The organism is Nonomuraea sp. NPDC049486 (assembly GCF_040676925.1).
GTDB lineage: Bacteria > Actinomycetota > Actinomycetes > Streptosporangiales > Streptosporangiaceae > Nonomuraea > Nonomuraea ferruginea.
In genome coordinates this window covers 82,450-105,685 of record NZ_JBFAPV010000011.1, presented here as the reverse complement: position 1 = coordinate 105,685, position 23,236 = coordinate 82,450, and the positions used below count along the sequence as shown (strand labels likewise).

19 protein-coding genes are annotated in these 23,236 nt (G+C 72.4%); 17 read left to right on the top strand and 2 right to left on the bottom strand.

The annotated features are described in order from the left end of the window. The first annotated feature begins 7 nt into the window (after positions 1-7). The 16 genes from AB0K05_RS29510 (at position 8) to AB0K05_RS29435 (ending at position 20,800) form a co-directional block, all read left to right on the top strand. Positions 8-400 (top strand): hypothetical protein, encoded by a 393-nt coding sequence (locus AB0K05_RS29510; RefSeq protein WP_271278247.1) that lies wholly within the window; start codon positions 8-10, stop codon positions 398-400. Then, a complete protein-coding gene (locus AB0K05_RS29505; RefSeq protein ID WP_364233401.1) occupies positions 397-705 on the top strand; it encodes a hypothetical protein in 309 nt (102 codons plus the stop codon). Before AB0K05_RS29510 ends, AB0K05_RS29505 begins: the two co-directional genes overlap by 4 nt. After that, positions 702-3,587 (top strand): pre-toxin TG domain-containing protein, encoded by a 2,886-nt coding sequence (locus tag AB0K05_RS29500; RefSeq protein WP_364233399.1) that lies wholly within the window; start codon positions 702-704, stop codon positions 3,585-3,587. The genes AB0K05_RS29505 and AB0K05_RS29500 overlap by 4 nt, the downstream gene beginning before the upstream one ends. After that, positions 3,584-6,793, top strand: coding sequence for a hypothetical protein (locus tag AB0K05_RS29495; RefSeq protein ID WP_364233396.1), 3,210 nt, complete (start codon positions 3,584-3,586; stop codon positions 6,791-6,793). The genes AB0K05_RS29500 and AB0K05_RS29495 overlap by 4 nt, the downstream gene beginning before the upstream one ends. A gap of 42 nt (positions 6,794-6,835) precedes the next feature. After that, positions 6,836-7,348, top strand: a complete 513-nt coding sequence (locus tag AB0K05_RS29490; protein ID WP_271277254.1) for a hypothetical protein — start codon at positions 6,836-6,838, stop codon at positions 7,346-7,348. 5 nt (positions 7,349-7,353) lie between these two features. After that, entirely contained in the window at positions 7,354-7,734 is a 381-nt protein-coding gene (locus tag AB0K05_RS29485; RefSeq protein ID WP_271277255.1) for a hypothetical protein, read from the top strand. Then, on the top strand, positions 7,722-9,470 hold the full coding sequence (locus tag AB0K05_RS29480) for a hypothetical protein (protein WP_364233393.1): 1,749 nt from the start codon (positions 7,722-7,724) through the stop codon (positions 9,468-9,470). Before AB0K05_RS29485 ends, AB0K05_RS29480 begins: the two co-directional genes overlap by 13 nt. Next, positions 9,470-9,808 (top strand): hypothetical protein, encoded by a 339-nt coding sequence (locus AB0K05_RS29475; RefSeq protein WP_271277257.1) that lies wholly within the window; start codon positions 9,470-9,472, stop codon positions 9,806-9,808. Before AB0K05_RS29480 ends, AB0K05_RS29475 begins: the two co-directional genes overlap by 1 nt. A gap of 29 nt (positions 9,809-9,837) precedes the next feature. After that, entirely contained in the window at positions 9,838-10,236 is a 399-nt protein-coding gene (locus AB0K05_RS29470; protein ID WP_364233390.1) for a hypothetical protein, read from the top strand. Position 10,237: 1 nt separating this feature from the next. After that, positions 10,238-11,551, top strand: coding sequence for a baseplate J/gp47 family protein (locus AB0K05_RS29465; RefSeq protein ID WP_364233388.1), 1,314 nt, complete (start codon positions 10,238-10,240; stop codon positions 11,549-11,551). Continuing rightward, positions 11,548-15,534 carry a LamG-like jellyroll fold domain-containing protein gene (locus AB0K05_RS29460; protein ID WP_364233384.1) on the top strand — a complete coding sequence of 1,329 codons (3,987 nt, stop codon included), beginning with the start codon at positions 11,548-11,550 and terminating at the stop codon, positions 15,532-15,534. Before AB0K05_RS29465 ends, AB0K05_RS29460 begins: the two co-directional genes overlap by 4 nt. Before the next feature lie 31 nt (positions 15,535-15,565). After that, positions 15,566-16,171, top strand: a complete 606-nt coding sequence (locus tag AB0K05_RS29455; protein WP_364233381.1) for a hypothetical protein — start codon at positions 15,566-15,568, stop codon at positions 16,169-16,171. Between the two features lie 30 nt (positions 16,172-16,201). After that, positions 16,202-17,245, top strand: a complete 1,044-nt coding sequence (locus tag AB0K05_RS29450; protein WP_364233378.1) for a hypothetical protein — start codon at positions 16,202-16,204, stop codon at positions 17,243-17,245. Positions 17,246-17,300: 55 nt separating this feature from the next. Next, on the top strand, positions 17,301-19,937 hold the full coding sequence (locus AB0K05_RS29445; RefSeq protein WP_364233375.1) for a hypothetical protein: 2,637 nt from the start codon (positions 17,301-17,303) through the stop codon (positions 19,935-19,937). 132 nt (positions 19,938-20,069) lie between these two features. Then, positions 20,070-20,411, top strand: a complete 342-nt coding sequence (locus AB0K05_RS29440) for a DUF3147 family protein (protein ID WP_271277264.1) — start codon at positions 20,070-20,072, stop codon at positions 20,409-20,411. After that, the gene (locus tag AB0K05_RS29435) at positions 20,408-20,800 is read left to right on the top strand and encodes a DUF3147 family protein (protein WP_271277265.1); all 393 of its coding nucleotides are present in this window, start codon (positions 20,408-20,410) and stop codon (positions 20,798-20,800) included. The genes AB0K05_RS29440 and AB0K05_RS29435 overlap by 4 nt, the downstream gene beginning before the upstream one ends. A gap of 130 nt (positions 20,801-20,930) precedes the next feature. On the opposite strand, the gene AB0K05_RS29430 is transcribed toward AB0K05_RS29435, so the two are convergent. Both AB0K05_RS29430 and AB0K05_RS29425 read right to left on the bottom strand, forming a co-directional pair. Further along, entirely contained in the window at positions 20,931-21,389 is a 459-nt protein-coding gene (locus AB0K05_RS29430; protein ID WP_271277266.1) for a hypothetical protein, read from the bottom strand. A 594-nt stretch (positions 21,390-21,983) separates the two neighbouring features. Further along, positions 21,984-22,310 carry a hypothetical protein gene (locus tag AB0K05_RS29425; RefSeq protein ID WP_271277267.1) on the bottom strand — a complete coding sequence of 109 codons (327 nt, stop codon included), beginning with the start codon at positions 22,308-22,310 and terminating at the stop codon, positions 21,984-21,986. A gap of 23 nt (positions 22,311-22,333) precedes the next feature. Here AB0K05_RS29425 and AB0K05_RS29420 point away from each other — a divergent pair, with 23 nt between their 5' ends. Beyond that, complete coding sequence (locus tag AB0K05_RS29420) at positions 22,334-23,206, top strand: hypothetical protein (protein ID WP_364233371.1); 873 nt, start codon at positions 22,334-22,336, stop codon at positions 23,204-23,206. The last annotated feature ends 30 nt before the right edge of the window (positions 23,207-23,236 follow it).

Here is a 23,236-nt window from a genome sequence, read left to right as displayed (position 1 = left end):
AGCGGCCATGCCCGACTGGAACACGCGTCTGGAGATCCGCCTCGGCAATACCGTCGTCGCGCCGATCTCCCAGTTCACGCCCACTTTCAACGTGCCGCACCTGGTCATCCACTCGATCGAGGCGGACAACCTGGGCTACGTGCGCCAGCCTCAGACTTTCACGTTCACGATGACGGTGCAGGCCATCGGCACAGTGGTGGCGGACCTCACCGAACTCGCGGTGAAAGGCCAGGAGTTCGAGATCACGGTCGCCGAGAAGAAGGGCACCGACTGGTCGTTCAAGTCGCTCAAGTTCAGCCGGTGCGTCATCACGTCGGTGAATCCCAGCAACGTCGTCATCGACGGCGCGCCGAGCGCGAGCTTCACCTGCATGTCACTGAGCCCGGGGGTCGAGTCATGACCTGGCCGGGCGAGGCCGCCGACGGCGCCGACGAGGGCGAGGGCCTGTTCGTCATGCCGGCTTTCGAGGTCGGTGGCAGGGTCGAACGCACCGGGATCGCCCTGGTGCACGAAGGCGAGTACGTGGTGCCCGCGCCGGGCAGCGAGGCGGTGTTCTCGCAGATGGGCGGGGCTACCCGGGTGGTCTGGAACTTCCCGGTGGAGGTCGAGGTGGTCGGAGCGCTCTCGGACGAGCAGGTCGGCGCCGTGGCGAGGCACGTGTTCGACGAGCTCGACGTGGCGCTCCGGCGGCAGGGCAGAGCGTGACCGGCACGCCGGGCGCCGAGGTGCGGGTGCCGATCCGGATCCGGCTGGTCGGGACGCCCACCGCCGAGGATCTGACGCGCCTGGAGAACGCCGTGGCGCGGCTGGTCGCCCGCCGTGCGGAGCAGGCGGCGCGGGCGCTGGCCGGCGCTCGCCCCGCCGGGGTCACCGGTGACGACTCCGGCACGTCGCCCGCGACGGCCGGCGCCTCCCGCGTACCGGTGGCCCCGTATGAGCCGCCGGCCTCCGGCGGAGAGCCCACGGGCGGCGGCTACCGCATCATGTCCTATCAGGGCCCGGCGCGGCCGGTGCGGGTCCCGCTGACGCAGCGGAACGCCGCCCGTCCGGCGCCGCAGGCCGTCACCGGCCCCGCCGCGCAGCAGGCCGCGCTGCGCCGCATCACCGAGCTGCTCGGCACCGGGATCACTGACTGGGCGGTGACCGACGCCGAGGCCAGGGAGGTGCTGCGGATCCTCCTCCGCCTCGCGCCGGTGGACCTGATGCGCGTCGTGCAGGCCATGCGGCTCAGCGGCCGCTGGGCCACGCTGGGCCGGGAGGTCCCGTCCGACGCCGATGACCACCTCGTCGATCTCCAGCGGCGGATGGACCCGCACGCCGGCTATCTGATGCCGGGCGACACCGTCCGGGTCGAGGTGTGGCTCGGGCCCCACCTGCAGAAGGACGTCTCGCGTGACTACGTGCTCGGGCCGGGCGGTCTCGCCCTGCCCATGCTCGACCGCGTGATCGAGGCCACCGGCCTGCTGCCCGCGGATCTGCCCGACCGGGTCGTCAGGGCCTACACGGAGGCGCTCATCTACGTCGATCCCCTGGTCAAGGTGGCGGTCGTCGAGCGCGGGTCACTGTACGCCCCTCGGCACGGGCCCACGCGCGGGTTGCTCTGGTACACGTCGAGCAGAGTGGAACGGCCGCGCTCCGAACAATTGGACAAGCTGCGCGAACTGCTCGCCTACGTCTCCGGGGTGCGCCCCGACGACGAGTTCACCGCCCAGGCGCTCGGCCGCTACCACACCTGGATCGAGAAGCACCACCGCACTCCTGAGTTCCTGCGCCAGACCGGGCCGGCGCTGTGGAGCGCGTCCCTGCGTGAGGCGTCCCGGCCGGCACCCGTATCGGCCAGGACCCGGTTCCTGGAGCTGGCGAGCGCCATGCAACGGACGGCGGACGTCGTCCCGCAGGCCGAGAAGCTCCGGCTGGGCGCGTCGCTGGCCGACTACCTCGCCTGGCTCGACCGGCAGGCCGACGACGCGCTCGTCAGGTACGACCCGGCGAAGGTGTGGTCCCGCTTCTACGTGGGCCGGGTCGAGGCGGAGGTGAGGGCCGAGGTGGCCGAGAAGCTCCGCCGCGACCGGGAGGTCACCGCGGAGGCCGCCTCGAAGACCCACTGGGAGGCCGCCGGCCGCAAGCTCGACGAGGCGCTGGACTTCCTGAAGACGCGGGTGTGGCGGGTGCGGGAGCCCTACACGATCGAGGACCGCGAGAGCGGCGTCGGCTACCTGGTGTGGGAATCGGCGCAGGAGAGTGCCGTCCGCGACCTCATCGGGAGGGGGTTCCTGCGGGACGTCATCGCCTCCATGCACCACGAGGACTTCACCAGGACCAGCGTCGCCGCCGACTTCCAGGCCTGGCTCGCCGCCCACCCGGCCGAGTACGAGGCGTACCTGCTCGCCCAGGCATATCCGGACACCGAGAAGTACGAGATCCGGATCGACATCCCGGCGTGGCAGACCGCGATCGAGGTCGGGATCGGCTTCATCCCCGTCGTCGGGTCCATCGTCGCCGCGGGGGAGGCCGCGTTCGGGTACGACCTGTTCGGAAACAAGCTGAGCACGGTGGATCGCGCCGTTCTGGCCGCCTCCGTACTGCTGCCCGCCGCGGCCAAGGTGTACAAGGCGGGGCGGGCCTCCGTCACGGTCGCCACGCTGGCCCGCGACTACCGGCTCTCGGCACGCGAGGCCGACGTCGCCTACCGGGCGCTCACCCAGGTGAGGCCCGGGACGGCGGGCGCGCGGGTGCTGGAGTCGGCGGTCGCCGATGTCAGAGCGGGCAGTACGGTACGCGACGCCAAACGCCTGAACGAGCTGGACGTCCTGTTCAAGGACATGGGCTGGACCGATCGGGCGACGGCGAGAGAACTGCGCGCCGGCGCCGCGGAGAGCGCGATGCAAGGGCACGCGGGACGGCCCGGGCAGGAGGTCGCCGACCTCTTCGCCACCGGGGACGAAGTGGCCGAACTGACCGGGGCCATCGAGGGTCGGGCCAGCCGGCCGGGCGTCACGGGGGGACAGACTCCGCGTATCGACGACATCCGTGTGCCCGGCAGAAAACGCGTGCGCGTCGATCTCGAGCACATCGCGCGCGCCGCGGGCGAGACGTCGCGGGCGGCGCTCGCGCGCGTGCGACGGGTCATCGGCCGCCGCCTCGACCAGACGCCCCTGGGGCCGATATGGGAGCGGGCCCGGGCGAAGGTGGTCGGCGACCGCTCCCTGGCGCATGCCGGCAGGCAGGAGATGTTCGACCTCTACAACAGGGTGCGCGACGAGTTCTGGACGCTGGCACGCGCCGACCCCGGCGCGGCGCGCTTCCTCGACGAGGCCGGTTTCGCGTTCCCGCTCCAGGGCAAGGCGCCGCTGCTCAAGGTGGCCGACCCGCCCCCCGGCCTCGTGGACCTGCCGAAGGCCGCCGACATCCCCATCCAGGAGCGGCGCGTCAGCCTGGACCACAACCTGGAGAAGGCGCTGGCGGAGAACTACCGTCGCGCCGTCGACGCCGACAATCTCACGTTCCAGTTCCACAACCCCAACAGCAACCGGGAGACCGTCCAGGTGAAGTTCGGGCTGCGGCCCACCCCGGGGGTCACCGAATGAGCACCCATCCGGCCGAACCGGCCATGACCGTGTCCGAACCGGTGATCGTCAGCTGGACGGGCGAGGGCGACGAGCGGACGCGAAGGAGCGTCCAGGCGGCCGTCGCCGCGGGGGTGCGCCGCGCGCTGGGGACACGCGGCGCGGACCGCCCGGCCCCGCCCGCCGCCGGCGGACGGGGGACGGGCGGAGAGCCGTGGGGCGCCGACGCCGACGGAGCATGGTGGGTCATGCCCGGCTACAACGGCGGAGGAGCCCCGGTCGCGATCCCGATCCGGCAGGCCGCGGACGGCGGTGAGCGGCTGCCGCTCGGCGACGTGCTCGTCCGGTCCGCCTTCCCCGCCATGGCGATCATCAAGCTGTCCTTGGACGTATGGATCTGGACCGGCGACGACCCCTACGTGACCTCGCCGTCCCTCGCCCGAGCCCTGCAGTGGGGCCGGGCACTCTACGGGGCGCACGGCTTCACCGTCATGGAACGCCGCGGCCGGCACCCCGCCGACCGGTTCGTCATGGTGCCGCTGGCGGAGCACCTGCTGATCAGCCGATTCGGCAGCACCGTTCCCGTCATGGCGGGTGACGACGCCGAGGCGGTGCCCGGCCTGCAGGCCACCGAGCGCGGCAGGACGCTGCCGCTCAACGACTTCCGCGTCGTCATGACCGTCACCGGCGACGGCCGCTTCGTGTGCGAACTCAGCCGCGGCGCTTCCTGGCGGCCCTCGGCCATCAGCCGTGAACTCGCACGCACACCGGCGGGCGAGCGTGTCGATCCGGCCGTCGCCGCCCACGTCGCCGCGGCCCGGTTGACGGCCGAGGGCACCGGCACCGAGCCCGGCACGACCGACGACGAGGTCATGCTGGAGCGCATCGTCACCATGGACCGGGAAATCTTCGCCGTCATGCCGTGGGAACGGCGCGCGGCGTTCCTCGCCGCCCTGTCCGGGCTGCTGTGGCCGAGCGCCCGGCAGAAGAGGACCATGGTCGAGCTGATCGCTTCGGCCGGCAGCCGCACCGAACTCGAGGCGATGGCAGCCATCCTGCGCGAGAAGGAAGCCTACGGGCGGCTGTTCGCCACGCTCGACGGCTCGGTCATCGACCTGCTGCTCATCCTCGGACGCGCCCGCCCGCCGGGCCCGATGAGCCCGCGGTTCGTGGTGGCCCTCTTCCGCGAGCTGGGCCTCCTGCCGGAGATCGGGGCGGACCCGGGGGCTCCCGACCCGATCCGCCGCCTGCGCAACGCCGCCAACGGTCTGAGCCTGTGGGTGCGCTCGACGATCGAAGGCGTCGTGGACCTGTTCACGCACTCCCCGGCGGAGCTCATCGAGGGCATCGGCCACCTCATCGAGTTCGCGCTCGTCGTCGACCGGGCCACGAGCATCCCACCCGACCCGAAGGCGCTGGAGATGCTCCGGCTGCTCGCCGAGCAGGCCGACGGCGCCATCCGCACCGCGATGGCCGGGCTGGAGTACGCAGAGGAGCTGGGCACGCCGTACGGGCGCCGGGGCGGCGGCGCCCGCATCACCGGTGACCTCGCCAACACGCTGGCCACCGCGCTCGCGATCGAGATCCTGAGCTGGTTCGTCGGCATCGGCGAGATCAAGGAGGCGCTCGGCGGCGTCCGGCTGACCGAACGGCTGGCGGCGCTGCTCAAGGTGCTGTCGTCACTGCGCCGCCTCGGCAACACCGCCGAGGCGGCGGGCCAGTTGTCCAAGCTGGAGCGGTTCGTGTCCGCGCTGACCAAGCTCGCCATGCTCAAGGACGAGGTCGCCGCCGCGCGGGCCCTGCGACTGCTCCCCCAGGGGCACCTCGCCGAGATCGTCCGCCTCGCTGAGCTCGTCGACGTCCCGGCCGGCGCGAGGAGCAAAGTGCTGCGGGACCTCGCCAAGGCCAGGAACGTCATGCCCGACGTGCAGCGGCTGGCGGACGCGCTGTCCCTGGCGCGCCGGTTCGAACGCCGGGCCGAGGCCGTCGGCGGCGTCACCGAGGACATGGTCGCGGCCCTGCGACGGCTGATCGACACCGGCTGGGAACGTCGATCGCTGGCGAACCTGGTGGACGCCGTCCCCGCGCAGCGCCTGGGAGCGTGGTCGCGCGCGCTGGGCGCGCTGCGGCCCGCCCAGGTCGAGCGCCTGGGAGCGGAGTCGCTGCAGGCGCTCGCGTACTGGCCGCGATCGCTGACGTTCGTCGCCGAGACCGGCGGCGACGTCTACCTCACGATGCTGCGCCGCCACGGCGGTGACATGCGGGCGGTCGACGGCCTGCTGCACGGCCTGGATCTGCGCAGAGCCGAGATCGCGGACCCCGCGCGCTTCCAGCGGCTGCTGGACCGGCTGGCCGGCGGGGAGACGGCCGCCTTCGAGGAGCTGTCGGGCCGGATCTCCCAGGCGGCGGGGAGCGCTCTCGAACGGCTCCGCGCCGGTGGCCGGAGGAGTCTGCTGGCCGAACTCGAGGAGTTCGAGGAGGCCGCCGCCCGGTTGCGGAAGCAGGGCCGCGCGGCCGAGGCCGCCGAGCGGATCGCCCAGCGCGACCGGCTCGCCGCCCAGCTGGGGCAGCTGCAGGACCGGGAGCTCTCAGGGCTGGAGCACCTGGCCCGGATGAGCGATGAGACCGGCGGCTTCGCCTGGGACAGCGCGCTCGACCTCGCCGCCGCGGACCGGGCCGACCTGCTGGTGCTGGTGGACGACATCGCCGGCAGGCTGCCGGCCCGCGACCTCATGGGCATGGAGGACGTGCTGCACAGCATGCTCGAACGCAACGTCGGCAAGGCCGGCCGGATGGAGCACGCCGTCCAGGGCGGCTGGGGCGAGCTCTACGCGGCCCGCACGCTCGTCCATGACCTCGGCGCGACCTCCCTGGAGTTCCAGGCGCCGCGCGCCGACCGCGTCGTCGACATCCTCGCCGAGATACCAGGCCGGGGCCGCGTCAGCGTCGAGGTCAAGACCAACCTGTCAGGGGCGGCGACCTTCGCCGAGACGCAGATCGTCAAGGATCTGACCGCCCACGCGGCGACCCGCTACACCGACCTCATCTACCTGTATCACCCGAACGTCGCCGCGGAGCTGCCCGACCTCGGGCAGCGCATGCTCCGGCTCTTCGACGCGCCGGAGCTGACCCGCGCCCTCACGGTGGCCGGGCACGACCCGGCCGCGGCCAAGGCCGCGTTCCGGACCTGGCTCGGCGCCGACAACCTGCGCGCCTACCGGCTGTGAACCGCCGACGACCACCCACGACGTCCCGCCGAAGGAGGGGAGATGGCCGACCGGAACACCCCGGTGCTCATCGGCACCGTGCCGCTGCTGTACGTCCAGAGCCTCAGCATCACCGAGGGATACCAGATAGAGCGGATCGCGGGCAGCCGCTTCTCGCAGGCGATCGCGCCCACGACGAAGACCATCGCGATCGAGGCCACACTGCCGGGCCCCGACCGGCTGCTCGTCAAGAAACAGCTCGAAGCGCTGGCCCTGGTCTCGCGGGTGATGGTGGCCGCCACCGCGCCGATGCTCGCCGTCACCGGCATCCCGGTGGTGTCCGGCCTGACCGTGAGCCTCGACATGCAGATCACCGATCTGCGGTTCACCCAGTCGGTCAACAGGCGGGAGGCGCTCGACGTCAGCCTGACCCTCCGGCACGTCCCCCGGTCGAGCGTCACCGCGATCCTCGGCGAGGCCGCCGATCTCGCGCTCGCGGCGGGCACGGCCCTGTCCGGCCCGGCGCCGCCGGCCGCCCCCATGCCCCGCGTCGCGACCACCCCCCTGGCCGGGTGAAGGCCATGAGCGTCGACCTGTCCAGGTACATGAGACTGCCCGTCAACGCCGACGAGGGCTTCCCGCAGGCCTTCCGGCTCGCGCTCGGCCCGGCCACGTACACGGTCGCGCTCACGGTGACGGTGGTCGAGGAGACGCTGCTGGCCGGCGGCCGGAAGCTGACGCTGCCCATGCCGGGCGCGTTCATGGTGGCGACCGTGACCCGCGAGTCACCCGGACCGGAGCGGATCGTGCTGCGCCGCAAACTGGTGCCCGGGCTGGAGTACGAGGGTGCCGAACTGGCCCTCGTCGTGCTGTCGATGGTCGTCGACCCGCGCAACCTGGGATCGGCCGGGACGTTCGGGTCAGAGGTGCTGGCGGGGGTGGCGACGCGATGGGCTTCGTGATCTGGTTCCAGTTGCAGGTCGACAAGGCCGGACCCGGAGGGTTGCTGCCGCTGCGCGTGTCCAACGACGTGTTCGGCGGCGAGTACGTCCTCGACGCCGACATCCGGCTCGACCTCCTGAGCGGCGCCGTGGCCAGCACGTTCAGCGCGACCCTGACCAACCTGCCGGCCGACGTCGTCGAGACCCTGAAATCGCGGCACGCCGACGGGCTCGCGGGCGGGGAACCGCTGTCGATCTCGCTCCACCTCGGCTACTTCGACGACCCGGACGGGCGTTCCGACCCGGTCCTGCGCGGTGTCGTCACGTCGATCCGCACCCGCGTGAGCAGCTCCGGCGAACTGCAGACCGAGCTGCGCGGCATGGAACTCGCCGGGTTCCAGCTGCTGCGTACGGCGGTGCGCGAGGGCGAGCCGGGCGGCCGGTCGCTCGCCGCGTGCGTGGAGGCGGTGGCGAAGGCCGCGAGCACGGACGGAACCACCATCGTCGCCTCGGCAGCCGGGCTGCCGGAGGCGAAGAACTTCAGCCTGCGCGCGGGAGACGGGCTGCAGGCGCTGCGGGACATCTCCGAGTTCGCCCGGGCACCGCTCGTCATCGGCGACAGGACGATCCGCATCGGCGCTGTCGTGGGCACCGGCGCGCCGCTGCGCTTCACGGCGGCCGACGACATCGTGGCGTTGGACCACGTCCAGGAGGACCCGGAGGACCTCGTTCCGCATCCGCCGCCCACCGGCGACGGCGGCGGACCCGCGGCCGCCGCCGCGGCGCTCGCCGGCGTAAGCCTGCCGAAAATTCCGGTGAAAGCGCGCACCAGCGTGGAGCTGACCGTGCTCGGCGACCCCGCCGTCCGCCCGGGACGCCCCGCCGTCCTCGTGCCCGACGACCCGCGTGACGCGCTGCCCGGCCCTCTGCGTGTGGAGCGGGTCCGCCACCTGTTCGACAGCCGCCGAGGGTACACCTGCGAGGTGATGCTCGTCGCGGCCGAGCCGGGCCGCAAGGCGGTACGCACGACCGGCGCCGAGGGAGTCGCCCAGCGCATGCGCGATATCGCCGAGTCCGTCCGCGGCGAACGCCCCGCGATCGACGTGGGGGAGGTGGCCCGGTACAAGGACGGCCGGCACCTGGCGAACCTCCACTACGGGCAGACGCCGGACGCGGAGGTCGTCGCGCCCAGCATCGAGGCGGAGGTCGATCGCACCCCGCAGTTGCACGACCGCCCGATGGCCTCGCCCTTCGCCTTCCACCGTTGCGGCCTGATGGTGCCCGTGCTGCCCGGCATGCGGGCCGTACTCGCACACAACAGGGGACTGGCCAACGACGCCGTCGTCACGGGTTTCCTCTGGCCGGAGAAGCCCGCGTACTCGCCGCCGAAGAACAAGGCGGGGGACTGGTGGCTCTGCCTGCCCACCGGACTCGACGGCAAGGGCCTGCCGGCGGGCAAGGGGGTCAACGACCTCACCGACGCCGCCGGCAGGCGCGTACTGCAGGCGAAGGGCCTGCGCGTCACCGTCGGGGAGAAGCTCCTTCCCGACGTCGGCGAGCGTCCGGACGTCCCCGCCGACCTCGACGGCAAGCTCGTCGTCGAGCATGAGAGCGGGACGACGGTCACCGTCGCCGCCGACGGAGCGGTCACCGTGGACGCCGGGAGCCGGACCGTCACGCTGAAGAGCGGATCGGCGTCCATCACCCTCGCCGACGGAAAGATCACCTTGCGCGGCTCCTCCGTGGAGGTGGCCTGATGCCGAACGTCCTGAACGCCGACGCCTCGATCGGCTGCGGTCACGGAGGAACAGTCCAGCTCGGCGCCGGGGCAGCCACGCTCACCGCGGGCGGGGCCAAGGTTCTCGTGGCGGGAGACCTCGACGGGCGGCCGATCAGCGGCTGCGGCACCAAGCCGGCACCGGGCGGGATCGTGCCGTGCACGGCGGTGGTCTCGGTGACCGGCGGCATGGCCGCGACGCTCTCCGACGGCGGCCGGGCGGCGCTGCTCGACACCGTGACCGGCCTGACCAACGGTAACCCGCCGGGCACGCTCGTCGTGCTGTCGCCCGGCCAGACGATCTTGCGTGCCCGTTGAACCCCACCGAGCGTCCCGAGGAGGACCACATGCCGAGCACGACAGGCCTCGGTCACAGCCTGGAACTGCGCGACGGCGACCTCGCACTCGACGACGGGCGCCTGGCCCAGGTCTCCGGGCTGCCCAACCTGGCGCAGGCGCTGACCCTGCGGGTTCTGACACCGCTGGGCAGCGACCGGTTCGCCACCACCTACGGTCTCGACGTCGCCGCCGTGTTCGCCCAGGCCACCAGCGCCCGGACGGCCCAGGACCTGTTGCGGCTCAGTCTCGTGCGCACGGTCGGCGGCGATCCGCGCGTCCGCGAGATCCGCGACGTGGCCGTACTCGATCCGGCGCCCGGCGACAGGAGCCGGCTCTGGCGGGTCGAGGTCACCGTCCTGACGGTGGACGGCGCACAGCACACGCTCCCGTTCCAGGTGGCGATCTGACATGGCCGCGTTCGGGGTGACCTCGCAAGGGTTCGTCCGCAAGGAGTTCGCCACCCTGCTCGCCGAGGCGGTGGCGCGGGCGCGGTCCGCCTTCGGCGACGACGTCGACCTGTCACCCACCAGCCCGCTCCTGAAGATCCTCCAGGTGACCGCCGCCGAGGACGCCCGGCTGTGGCGGCGTCTGGAGGACCTCTACTACTCCAGGTTCCTGTCCTCCGCGATCGGCGACGACCTGGACCGGCTCGGCGAGGAACTCGGGTTCGACCGGCCGCACCTGACGGCCGCCGGCGAGGTGACCATCACCGTCGAGAACCCGCAGCCGGGGCGCGTCTACGTGCTTCCGGAAGGGACCGTCCTCGTCGCCCCGGCCCCGGTGGTCGCCTTCCACACCACCGCGACCGTACGGCTCAGCGCCGGCGCGGACACCGCGACCGTCGCCGCGCGGGCCTTCGCCGCCGGGCCGGGCGGCGACGTCGCCGCCGGCGCCGTGACGGAGGTCGACCCGGACTTCCAGCGGCACTACCTCGGGGTCGCTCCGCCGACCGGCTTCCGGGTGACCAACCAGCGCCCGTTCACCGGCGGCGCGGACCACGAGGGCGACGAGGCCTACCGGGGCCGGCTGCTCGGCCGCTCGCGGACCATGTGGACGCCGGCGGCGGTGCGCGAGGCGGTGCTCGCCGTCCCCGGAGTGGTCGACGTCCTGCTGTCCGACCCGCTCGGCGGTGTGGACGTGTCGCAGAGCTACTTCGGCGCGTTCCCCTTCGACCAGCGTCTCTTCAGCGACGAGCGCCGGCTCGGCGAGCCGTACTTCTTCAGCGTCGTCGTCGCCCACGAGTTCGCCCGCCCCTGGCGGACCGAGCCGCCGGGCACGGTGACCGGCCTGTTCGAACAGGTCACCGCAGCCATCGACAGGGTGCGGCCGGTCGGCATCCACCCCCAGGTCGTCGAGGCCGACCACATCGAGGTCGGGCTGCGGGCCCGGCTCGTCACCCAGCCGGGCTACGACAGCCAGGCCCTCGTGGGGGCGCTGACCGAGCGGCTCGCCGCGGACGTCGGCGGCCTGGCGCTGGGCGGTGACGTCCTGTTCAGCCAGGTCATGCGCGCCCTCGTCGAGCAGCCGGGCGTCAGCGATGTGCAGGACCTGCGGTTGCGGCGCTGCCCTCCTGCGTTCGGCCGGATCACGCTGGGGCAGGTCGCGTTCGCCGCGGACGTCGTGGAGGCCGGTCCGGGCGAGAGCCTCACCATGGGCCCCACGGAGATCGCCGTCTTCACCGTCGACTCCACGCTGCTCGATCTGGAGGTCACTCCGCGATGACGGCCTCCCTCCGGCGGATGACCGCCGGCCTCACGGTTCCCTTCAGCCGCGGCGCCGACACCGTGGACCTCGCCCTGGTGCCGTCCGCCGGACCGGGCGAGGCGGACATCGTCCTGTACGACTTCGCCGAGCACAGAGCACGGTTCGGCGTCGAGCCCGAGCCGAGATTCGTCCTGACGGCGGTGACGGACGTGCCCGGCGCGGCCACGCTCATCATCGGCTACGAGGTGCCCCAGCCCACCGGCGGCGTGCGGACCGGCACCGCCACCGTGTCCGTGCCGGCCGGAACGGTGGCCGGCACCTCGTTCGGCGTGGTGCTGCGCCCCGGCGACGAGGGGCAGGCCGTGCTGCGCTCCCTGCGCGCCCAGCCGCCGCCCTCCGCCGGTCACGTGGCGGAGCAGTGGCGTGTCACCGCGCTGCTCGGCAACCTCGCGACGTTGTTGTGGGTGGCCGGTGCCGAACGCGACGTCCTCGACCGGCACGTGGCCGGTGTCAGGGCCCTGGCCCGGGTGGGCGAACGGGTGACCGGCGCCACACTCGATCGCATCGGATACGACCTCGGCGTTCCGCGGTTCCCGCCGCAACCGTACGGACAGGAGGACGGCACCGTCGCGCTGTACCACCTCGACGACGCGCGCGGTGCCTCGGTACGCGACGCCTGGCCCCTCTATCTGGGCGGGGGCGCCGGGCATCCGGGCGCCGCCACGGCAGGCGTGCAGGCCGAGTCGCCCGGCCGTTTCGGCACCGCGATGCGGTTCGCGGTCCTGGACGCCGAGATCGCCGTCCCGCACGCCGCCGCGCTGTCCACCGGCGCCACCGCGAGCCTCACGGCGGAGTGTTTCGTCAAGCCCGACACCATGACGGGTGACGGCGCGGTGCTGTCCAAGCACGCCGACCCGGCGGACGCCGCACTGCCGGGCTGGGCTCTGAGCGTCGGCGCGTTCGGCCGCGGCATCCCGCGCAACGTGCGCCTGCGCATCGGGGACGGCACGGCGTCACGCGACCTGTTCGCCGACCGCCCGCTCCCCACCGCCCGCTTCACTCATCTCGCCGCCGTGGTGGACCGCGCCGCCGGGCAGGCACGCCTCGTGGTCGACGGTGAGGTCGTGGCCGCCGCTCCGCTCACCGCCACCGGCGGCCTGCCCGCGCTCTCCGGCGCCCTCGCCAACACCGAACCCGTACGCATCGGCAGGAAGGGCGTCAACGCGACGAGCACGTTCGCGGGGACGATCGACGAGGTGCGGCTGTCGTCGGCGGCCCGCGCCGCGTTCCACCCGGTGCTGGGCGAGGCCGACGAGGGGTACCGGCTCCGCCTGCGCATCTTCCGCCGCTGGGTGCTGCCGACGCGGAGCGGGGTGCAGGCGGCGCTCAACGACGTCGTCGGCACGCTCGCCGGGGTGGCGGACCCGTTCGTGGTGACCGACGCGGACGCGACCCTCGTTCAGGCCACCCATGCCCTGACCGTGCTTCCGGTCGCGGTCCCGGCGGGCGGCACGCTGGACGACACCGGACGGCGCGGGCTCGGCGAAGCGGACGTCCTGGAGCCGCCCGCGCGGGACAAGGCGTTCGCGGCGGAACTGCTCGTGGACGGCAGCGACCCACGGGTGGAGTTCGCCCAGCCTCCGGCGGCGGGCGATCCACGGCTCATGCGGACCGGCACCCGAGTGGCCCTGCGCACTTTGCTCGGCGCGCTGGCGGCGAGCGGCGTCGCCGGCCGGTTGCGGGTCCTGGCCGGCTTCGATCCCGCGGCCGAGGACCTGCGGGCCGTCGGCCGCGCCCTGGTGCTGGCCCATCCTGCACTGCCGCCGGATCGGCTGGCCGCGCAGGCCGCGCGGGCCGGCTTCGCCTTCGTCGCGCACCGGCCGGGCGCCGGACTCGCGAGCGGGGACGTGTACGCGGCCGTGCGCTCGACGGCGTCCGTGGAGATCGTGGCCGGTCCCGGCGGTGACGCCACTCCGGAGAACGGCTTCGACCTGCTGATCCACCAGGCCATCGGGCTGCGGCTGGAACCGGCGCCACCCCTGGGGGCCTCCGTCCGGTGGTCGGTGATGCCGTGCGGGGAGGGACGGGCGCGCATCACAGGACAGAGCGACCTCCGGGACGTCGTGCTGAGCGCCGAGCGGCCCGGACACCTGCTCGCCCAGGTACAGGTCCGCCACCGCGGCGGGGCCTTCTCGGCGTCCCGCCTGCTGCGGATCGGCCTGGCCGAGCTGGCGGCGGGCGACTCGGTCGCGGCGTCCGGCCGGCTCGGCCCGAGTCCTCCCGGCCCGCTGCGCGACGACGAACGCGTCCATCCCGTCTACCTGGTGGACGCGCCGGTCGCGTTCGGCCGCCCTCCGGGAAGCCAGCCGCGGACCCGCCGCGTGCATCCGGCGCTGGCCGCCCGGCTGGCGGCGCTGGCCACGCTTCTGCCCTCCGGGCACCCTGAGCTGCGGTCCGCCTGGGATCCCGCCGACGACGGACCGGCGGGCGCCGGCCGCGCGGTGACCCTGAGACGAGGGACGTCCACGGCGTCGCTCGCCAGGCTGGGAGCTCTGGCGCACGCGGCAGGGTTCGGCTACGTCGCCAACGACGGGTCGGAACTCACGCTGGCGCAGGAGGCCGGCCCGGCCGCTCCGATCGAGGGCCCGGTGACGGTCGACGCGGGCGCGTCCGTCACCTTGCGGGTCGCCCGGGCGGAGCCGTGCGCGCTCGCGGCCGCGGCCGGTCAGGTGTGGACGGTGAACGGCGGCACGGGCAGCGTGTCGGCGGTCGATCCGGAGACTGGCACGGTGAGGGCCTGTGTCAAAGCCGGGCTGGGCCCGCGGGCGATCGCCGCGGCGCCGGACGGTGCCCGGCTCCTGGTCGCGGGCGCCGGGGACACCACGCTCACCGTCGTCAGCACCGCGGACCACCGGGTGGCCGGGCAGATCGTCCTCCCCGCCGCGCCCACCGACGTGACGTACCATCCGGGCGGCGCCCGCGCCTATGCCGCCCTGCGATCTGGGGACGTCGCCGAGGTGGACCCCGTCACCCGGACCGTGACCCGGGTCCTCAGCCTCGGCTCACCCGTGGTGGCGGTGCGTTGCGAGCCCGGCGGCGCCCGGCTGTGGGCCGCGACGCAGGATGGCCGGTTGCGGGCGGTGTCCCTCCCCACGTTCACGGCCGCGCAGATCGTGACCCTGCCGGGGGCGCCGCACGGCCTCGCGGTGGGGGCGGCACGCGCCTACGTCACGGTGCCCGGGGCGTCGTCCCTGCTGGTCGTCGATCTCGCCGCCGCCTCCGTGCAGGCGACCTTCACGGACGTGGGCGCCGAGCCGGCGGCTCTCGCGCTCGCCCCGTCCGCCGACGTCCTCTACGTCGTCGATCTCGCCGGCGGACGCGTGCACCTGCGCCGACCGGACGGGACGGCGCACGCGCCGCCCGGCCTTCCCGCGTCCGTGCCCCTGCCCGGCGCCACCGCCGTGACGGCGGACGCCGGCCGCTGCTACGTCGCCTCGACCGGGGACGTGCCCGATACGGTCGCCGTGCTCGACGCCGCGGACGGCACGCTGCTCACCTGCTGGCCGCTCGGCACCGGGCTCGGCGAACGCCTCGTGTGGTCGGTGCGCTTGACGGGCGGAGCGGACGCGCGGCTGTCCAGCACGACCCGGCCGTGGGCCTCGGTGCTCGCCCAGGGGGCGGGAACCGTACAGGTACGGGCCGTCCAGCAGTGGAACGACGCGACGCCCGCGTACACGATGCGCGTGGAACTGGCCGAGAGCTTGCGTGAGGTGGAGCGCGAGGGCGGCCGCGTCGTCATCCGCAAGGACCAGTACGACCTGGTGATGAACGTGCTCAGCCATCTGTGCCCGATAGGGGTCGAGGTCGACACGCGTGTCATCCGGGCACACGTGCTGGAGCTCCAGGCCGCGCTGATCGACGCCTTCCCGCCGTACACCTATCCGGACTTCCGCGCTCACGGCCCGAGGCCACCCGGCTGGACGTTCGGGCTGGACCCATGACCGGCGGCATTCCCCAAGGAGGACAACCACGATGGCCGTGACCTACACGCCCGAGTTCCGGCACAAGGACTGGGTGGACAACGTCGACCGGGTCCGGGCGGCGGGCGACAACGGGTTCAACGTCCGCTTCCACGCGCTGGAGGCCGAGTTCGCCCGGATCGCCGACATCATGGACAAGGTGAGCGACGCGCTCGACGCGTTGTCCCAGACGCCCGTCCCCAAACCGGTGAAGTTCACCCTGACGCCGACGCTGATCACGCTGACCGACCCGTGGAACCACGTCTTCGGAGGCGCCGACAAGCCGTCGGGCGCCACCGACGCCAGCGGCATGATGTCCGTCACGCTGCCGCACGGGGCGACGATCCGTGAGCTGCGCGCCTGCGGGCGCAAGGACTCCGGGAACCTGTCGGTCAACCTGCGCCGGCAGAGCCTGGCCGCCGGGTCCACCACCGAGCTGCTCGTCGGCCTGACGTTGAGCAACGGCAACTTCGACTCCTCGGCCGTCGCCCCCGCGGGAGCGGCGTCGAAGGTGGACAACGATCAGTTCCGCTACTACCTCACCGCGGAGCTCGACGGCGCGGGCTCGACCGCGGTCGTCTCGCTGACCTGCTTCCAGATCACCTGTGTCCCGTCGTAACCGTCACCCACAGAAGGAGAGGCGTTCACCATGACCAGAGTGCCCGGAGACCTCTACATCAAGTACGACAGCGGCGACGACGGCAGCGACGTGATCCCCCAAGGAGCGGCGTTCTGGGCCTCACCTTCGATCTGGCTCACCGATACGGGCGGCAACAGCCTCCCTCACGCGATCACAGGCGTGGACAACTGGGTCCACGTCCAGGTGGACAGCATGAGCACCGACCCGCGCTCCGGCGTCAAGGTGCAGACGTGGGTGTGCGACTACACCCCCGGCTACATCGGGCCGGACTCGGCCCGGCCGAGTTCGGGCGGCGCGAACGGACGGACGGCCACCGTTGCGACGGCCGTGACGAAGAGCGCGCCCGGCACGGTCCACGTGACCTGGCGTCCGACCACTGCGGACCTCATCAACGGACCCAACGCCGACACCGGGCACCTGTGCGTCGGGGCGAACGTCTATGTCGAGACCCTGCCGACGCCCGAGGGAGCCAGGCTCAGCGGCGGCAAGCTCGACGTGATCAACAATCGGCACCACGGATGGAAGAACATCACCGTCATCCGCAACGCCGGCCGCCGCACGCCGTTCGCGTTCCGGCTGGCCAACCCGGGAGCGGAACCGGACGACTTCGTCGTACGGGCGTGGGAGCTCGACCGCGAGACGGCGATGGGCCGGGTGGAGCAGGAGCACCTGCTCATGACAGCCTTCGTCGACCTGGTCGACGGCGAGCCCGAACCCCCTCCGGTGCCCGCGGCATGCCAGCAGGAGCCGCGCGAGCGCACCTGGCTGGCCCAGGGCGGGCGGCTGGTGCTGCGCGGCCTGCCGGAAGCGACACCCCTGCGCCCGGCGGAACACCCGGCCCATGTCGAGCTCCGCACCGTGAACGGCCGGGACCAGTCGGTGGGCCTGACCATCAGGCCCGGAGAGCTCGTACCGGTGGTCTTCGTGATGGGCTGCGAGGGCGAGCCCGGCGAGGTGCACGCGTTCGACATCGTGCAGCAGACGCGGGACGACCTCGTCCTCGGCGGGGCACGGCTCATCGTCGTCGACGTGCCGGAGTGGCACTGCTGCTGACGCCTGTCGCCGGCAACCTGTGACTTCAAGGGAGCGGGCCCTGATGATGAGTCACATGGACGGGAACCGTGGGAGGCGCTGGGCGGCGTCTCCGGTGGCGCTGGTCGCGATCCCGGTGGCGATCGGGCTCGTGGGGAACCTGGCGACCAGCACCGTGGAGATAGAGGCGTGGTGGTGGGTCCCGCTCACCTGGACGGTGACCGCTCTGCTCGTCGGAGCGGCCGTGGTGAGCCAGATCGCGCAGTCCCGCCCCGCCGGACACGGCGCCCCCACGGCCACGTCCGCGTCGACTGTCGAGGAGAGCGACCCGATCGCCCTGGGGGTGCATCCGGCGATCGCGCTGGATCCGGCGGCAGGGAGGCCGGAGCTGTCCCGGAGGCTCCCCACGTACGTGCAGCGCGATCACGACCAGCTGCTCCGGCGTCTCCTGGACAACCCGGAGCATCCCACCCTCGTGATGCTGGTCGGCACTTCTTCGACCGGAAAGACACGCAGCGCGTACGAGGCCGTCCTGAACTGCCTGCCCGGCTGGACGATCCTCCATCCCCTGCACGCCACCGACCTGCTCACCACTCTGGAAGGAGGAGTCGAGCCGCGCACCGTGCTGTGGCTGAACGAGAGCCAGATCTACTTCGACGGCGACCAGGGTGAGGCCGTCGCGACAGAAACACGTCGTCTCCTCACCATGACCTCGGACGTCGTCGTCATCGGCTCGATGTGGCCCGAATACTGGTTCGCCTACACCAGGACGCCGCGGCCTGGCGTGCCCGATCCTCACCACCAGGTGCGGGCGCTGCTGGACAACGCGACGAAGATCTCCGTCCCGGACGCGTTCACCCCGACCGAACTGCGGAACGCTCACCAGGTAGCCGAGCGCGATTCCCGGTTGGCCACCGCCCTGACGGCGATGGACAACGGATACGGGGTCACCCAGACCCTGGCCGGAGGGCCCGATCTCATGAGCCGATGGGAGGACGCTCCGGACCCGTACAAGCGGGCGGTGGTCAACGCCGCGATCGACGCACGCCGGCTGGGACACCTCAGCCCGCTGTCCGCCGAACTGCTCCACAAGCTCAGCGCCGCGTCGCTGAACGGGCCGCAACGGGCCGCCGCTCCGCCAGGATGGTTCGAGGACTCCTTGGGGTACGCGTGCGAGCCCCTCAGAGGCGGCATCTCCCTCCTGACAGCGACATCACGGGCGGAGAACCGCGTCGAAGGCTACGTGCTCGCGGACTTCATCCACCAGCAGGGTCGCGCGGCGCGCCGCTGCTCGCCGGTCTCCGACGAGATGTGGCGAGCACTGGCCGTTCACAGCGGCGATGCGGACGACCTCGAGCGTTTGGGGGCGTCCGCGTCGAGCCGTGGACGCTACCTCCAGGCACTCGCATCGTGGCGGGCGTCCTTCGCCAGGGGCAGGCTGTCCACATGGTCGCCGCTGTGGCGACTGCTGGGACAGATGGGCAGGTCACGCGAGGCTGAGGACGTCCTCCGGCAGGCCGCCGATGCCGGGGACGTCCATGCGCAGCGCCTGCTGCTCGCCTTGCTGCGGCGGGCACGCCGCGGCGGGGAAATAGAGCAGGCGCTCCGTGGGATGGCCGCCAACGGCGACCCGCAGGCCGAACGCGAACTCGCGATCCTCCTGCACCACGGTGAACGCCGGCGAGAAGCCGAGCAACTGCTCCGGACGGCGTTCCAGAGAGGGGACCGGTCGGCTGCCAGGTTGCTGCTCATCCTCCTCCGGCGCGCCGGCCGGACGAACGAGGCGGAAGAGCTCAGACGGCTCCTCGACGACCAGGTGATGGCGACGCCCTCCCGTCGCCGGGCCCAGCTGTCGGGATGGCAACTGCTCGAACGCGACATGCGGGCGGCCACGGCGTTCCCCGAGGCGGTGAGCGCACTGTTGCGCCTGCTGCGCCAGAAGGATCCCAGGTTCGATGCCGAGCGACTGCGACGGCGGATGATGGCCGGCAGATTCGACGCGGGCAACGAACTGACCGGTCTCTTCAGCGACGAGCCGATGAGGGGCAAGGCCGTTCGAGCCCTGGACGACGTACGAGCCGCTCCGGAGAAGGATCCGGGACTTGGTCTGCTGCTGGCGAAGCTGCTGCTCAAGGGCGACCGCCAGGCCGAAGCCGAGCAGCTCCTGCGCCGCTTGGTCGATCTCGACTACCAAGCGCTCGCGGCTCTCGCCGACCTGCTGACGAACTCGGGCAGACAGGAGGAGTGTGTCGAGGTCCTCCAGGCCGGGGTCGGATCACATGGCGCCAGAGCCCGCTACCTGCTGGCGCAGGCGCTGCGCGACCTCGGCAGGCACGAGGAGTCCGACCGGCTGCTGCGGTCGGCGGCGGCGGAAGGAGTCGACGCGGCGATCCAGGAGCTCGTGCGGCGGCTGCTCAAGGACGGCCACGTGGCGGAAGCCGTGGACATCGTGAGAGCAGCCTCGCGGGCAGGCCGAGCCGACTCGGTGCGGCAGGCCGCCGTGCTGCTCTTCAACGCGGGGTGGACGGAGGTGGCATTGAGCCTGTTGCGCGAGGCCGTCGTGTGCTGCGGGAACGCCGAAGCCCTGCCGCTCATCGTGCTCCTGCTGACCCGAACGCAACGCGCCGAGGAGGCCGCGGCGGTCTCGCGCCGCGGTTTGACGTCCGACGGTGCGACCGTGCAGCTTCGCCCTTCCGGGCTTCGGAACCCATGACCCTTGTCCGCGCCCGCCGTCGTTCCTGGATGGATACGCGGCGGACCGTCCGGCCTTCGAGGGTGCCGGGGACGCCCGGTGGTATTGATGATTCATGGGGGATGAGACTGCGGGTCGACGGACCGGCGTTCGATGAGCCAGCTGTGGTGGATCGCGGGGCGTGGACTGCTCGGAGGCCTGCTCGTGATGGTCTTCGCGGTGGTCGGCGAGATGATGACGCCCAAGCGTTTCGCCGGCGTCTTCGCCGCCGCTCCGGCCGTGGCGATAGCGGGGATGACGGTGACGGTGCTGCACCAGGGGCATGGCCCGCTCGCGGAGTCCGCGCTCGGCATGATCGCCGGATCGGTGGCGCTGGTGGCGTACTGTGTGGCAGCCGTGCCGCTCGTGGGTCGCCTGGGCGCCTTCGCGGGTTCGCTGGCGGCGCTCGCCGTGTGGGGGGCCGTCGCGGGCGCGGGCTGGGCGCTGCTGACATGAGAGCCTGGAGCGGGATCCGGCTGCGGCCGTCGAAGCTGCGGGAGACGCCGGTGCGCGGGCTGGTGGTGCGCTTCGTCTTCGGCGCGTTCGTCTCGGTGGTCGCCGGGGTGGTCGGGCACGTCTGGGGGCCGGTGGCAGGGGGCGTGTTCCTGGCCTTTCCCGCCATCCTGGGCGCCACGCTGACCCTCATCGAGGAGGAGGAGCACCGGCGCGATCCGGCCGAGCAGGACGCGCGGGGCGCGGTGCTGGGCGCGACGGGCATGATCGCCTTCGCCGCGTGCGTATGGGCGCTGGCCCTCCGGCTGCCCGCTCCACTGGTGCTGGGGATCGCGACGGTGGCATGGGCGGTCGTCGCCGGCACCCTGTACCAGGCCTTCGGCGCCCGCTGATTGGGTCTGGCGCGGCCTTTCTTCCTTCGGCTCCCCCGAGGTCGCCCTGGCCCCGGGCGGCACCGAGACCGACCAGCCCTCGACCGAAGCGTCGGCCTCCTGACCCTGGGTTCCAGGCTCCCGGCACGTCTCAGCGAGTGATGCGAAGGGCCCACTCGACCGCGTCGGTGGCCTGGATCCGTACCGTCAGGGTCTTTCTCTCGCCGAGGTCGAGGCGGTTCATGATGGGGCTGACCACGTCGTCGAGGCAGGTGAAGGGCATGTTGATGCCCGGCTCCAGAACGATCTCCACCTTGCCCTGCCCGCGGCAATTGAACAGCACCCACAGATCGTCCTTGCCGGGTGGGATGTCCCCGACGACCATGGATCCCTTCCTCGGCCCCGCCTTGAGGACGGTCTTCGTGCCGGCGTCCATGCCCGGCAGGCGGAGAGGTGATGGCGTGGCGACCGCGGTCCCGGCCGGGGCGGCCGACGAGGTGGCGCCTCGCGGCTCCGACACCGGATCGGCTGGAGGTGATGCCGCGCAGGCCGCCGCCGAAAGTGCGAGGGTGCTGGAGATCAGGAGAGGCGCCACCTGTCGGATCGTCATGTTCGGATCACCTTTGCTTGATGTACCAGCCAACGCGCCACGGGGTCCACGCGGTCACGCTTCTCTTCTTTCGGGACAAACGTGGTCTTCTTCCGCCAGACGCTGTACGTGGCGGTGGTCGTCTTCCGCGCCGGCGTGGGGGAGTCACTCATGCTGATGGCCGGCGAGCAACCTCTTGTGCTGGGCCGTCTCGTATGCTGCACCGTTCGCAGGGTCGCCGCATTCGCGGATTATGGGCTTATGCTTACCGCCCGTCCATAACAAAAGCCCACAGTGTTGCCGGAATTAATAAGAAGCATCCGGTTTCCTGGGTGAATGTGATGTGGTGTCATCGAAGGTCCCTGGGACGCTGTGGCCGAACCGCAGCAGGCCGTCGCGGTGGACCATCGCCACGGCCGTGTCGAGCATCCGCGTCCGGTCTCCTGGTCGCTGAGCCGGGCGCGGCGCCGGCTGGGGCCGGTGGGCCTCGGCGGGCACGCTTCTCGGCGAGCACGCGGGCGTCGTAGGCGGTGCGGGCGGCGGCGATCTCGTTCTGGTGCGTCTCGGTCCAGGTGCCGCGCGTACGGGTGAGCATGCGCCGGCTGACCCCGTCGATCATGCGGCGCAGCTCGGTGAAGCGCAGGCTGCGCCGGTCGAGTGCTCGGCTACGGCGGCTTCATGCTGCTGGGCGGCCGGGCGGCCGACCTGCGGCGGCTTCGATCTGGCCGGCGCCCTCAGCATCACCGGCGCGATGCTGCTGCTGGTGTACGGCGTGGTCCGGCTTGAGCATCCCGGCGACGGCCTCGCGGGCACGATCGGCGTGAGGTGCGCGGCTGGAGCAGCCTGCAGACCGGTCTGGCCATGCTGGTGATCGGCATCGACACGATCCTCGACCACGTTCTCGTACTGGAGCCCCCGGCAGAACACGGTGAGCCTGGACACCGTGGCCGTGACAGCATGGACGAATGGCGGTGGAGTGGTCGCGAGGGGAGATCGTCGAAGCGCTGAGAACGTGCGCGCTCCGGAGAGGCGGGACGGAGGACGGGTACTCCGGGCTCGACGTCATCGCGGAGCCGGACACCATGCTCGTGACGTTCCGCTGGCGGCTCGATCCGAACGTCTACGCCGTCGAGGTCGCGTTCCCGACGGATCCGGCCAGTCCGTGGACCGGCCTGGCGGTGACCTCGGCGTACGAGTGGGCCGCGGACGTCATGGCCGGGCTCTCGGAGAACCTCGCGACCGGGCTGGTCGGCTGGGGCGGCCGGACGATCCGCGATGGCCACGTCGTGCTGGACTCGCGCCATCCTGTGGACGTCGTTCCCGCCGGGTACTACGTCGCGTCGGTTCCCCTCGTCGGCGTGCCCCGCTCGTCGGGGCCCAAGCGGAAGGGGACCTTCTTCACGTGGGGGTCGCCGGAGGCGCTGGTGCCGCTGCCTCCGTCCGAGCTGGGCTCCTGGCTGGCCGAGGAGGGGATGGACGTGAGCCTTCCCCGGCAGCTGGTCGTCGAGGACAGGCTGGCCTGCTGGGTGCAGGCCTACGTCGACAACGCCCGCGCAGAACCCCACGTCGGACACGCCGTCGTGTCCTGGGAGGACGCGCGGCACACCGTCGCACGGCTGGAGCTGGTGCACCTCCAGCCCGGCGTCCCGTCGGACGTGGGGGCGGCGCTGGCGCACGGGGCGGTCCGCGTGGTGACCGAGGCCGGTGCTCTGCGCGTGGTCACCGCGATCGACGGTCCCGAGCTTCGAGGACTGGGGTTCCAGCCGGCGAACGGGGGCGGGCTCACGTTCTCCACCAACGTCACCCCACCCCCGCCGCACGACGCGGCTGAGCTCTGACCCAGGCCGGATCCTCGTTACCGGACCTCT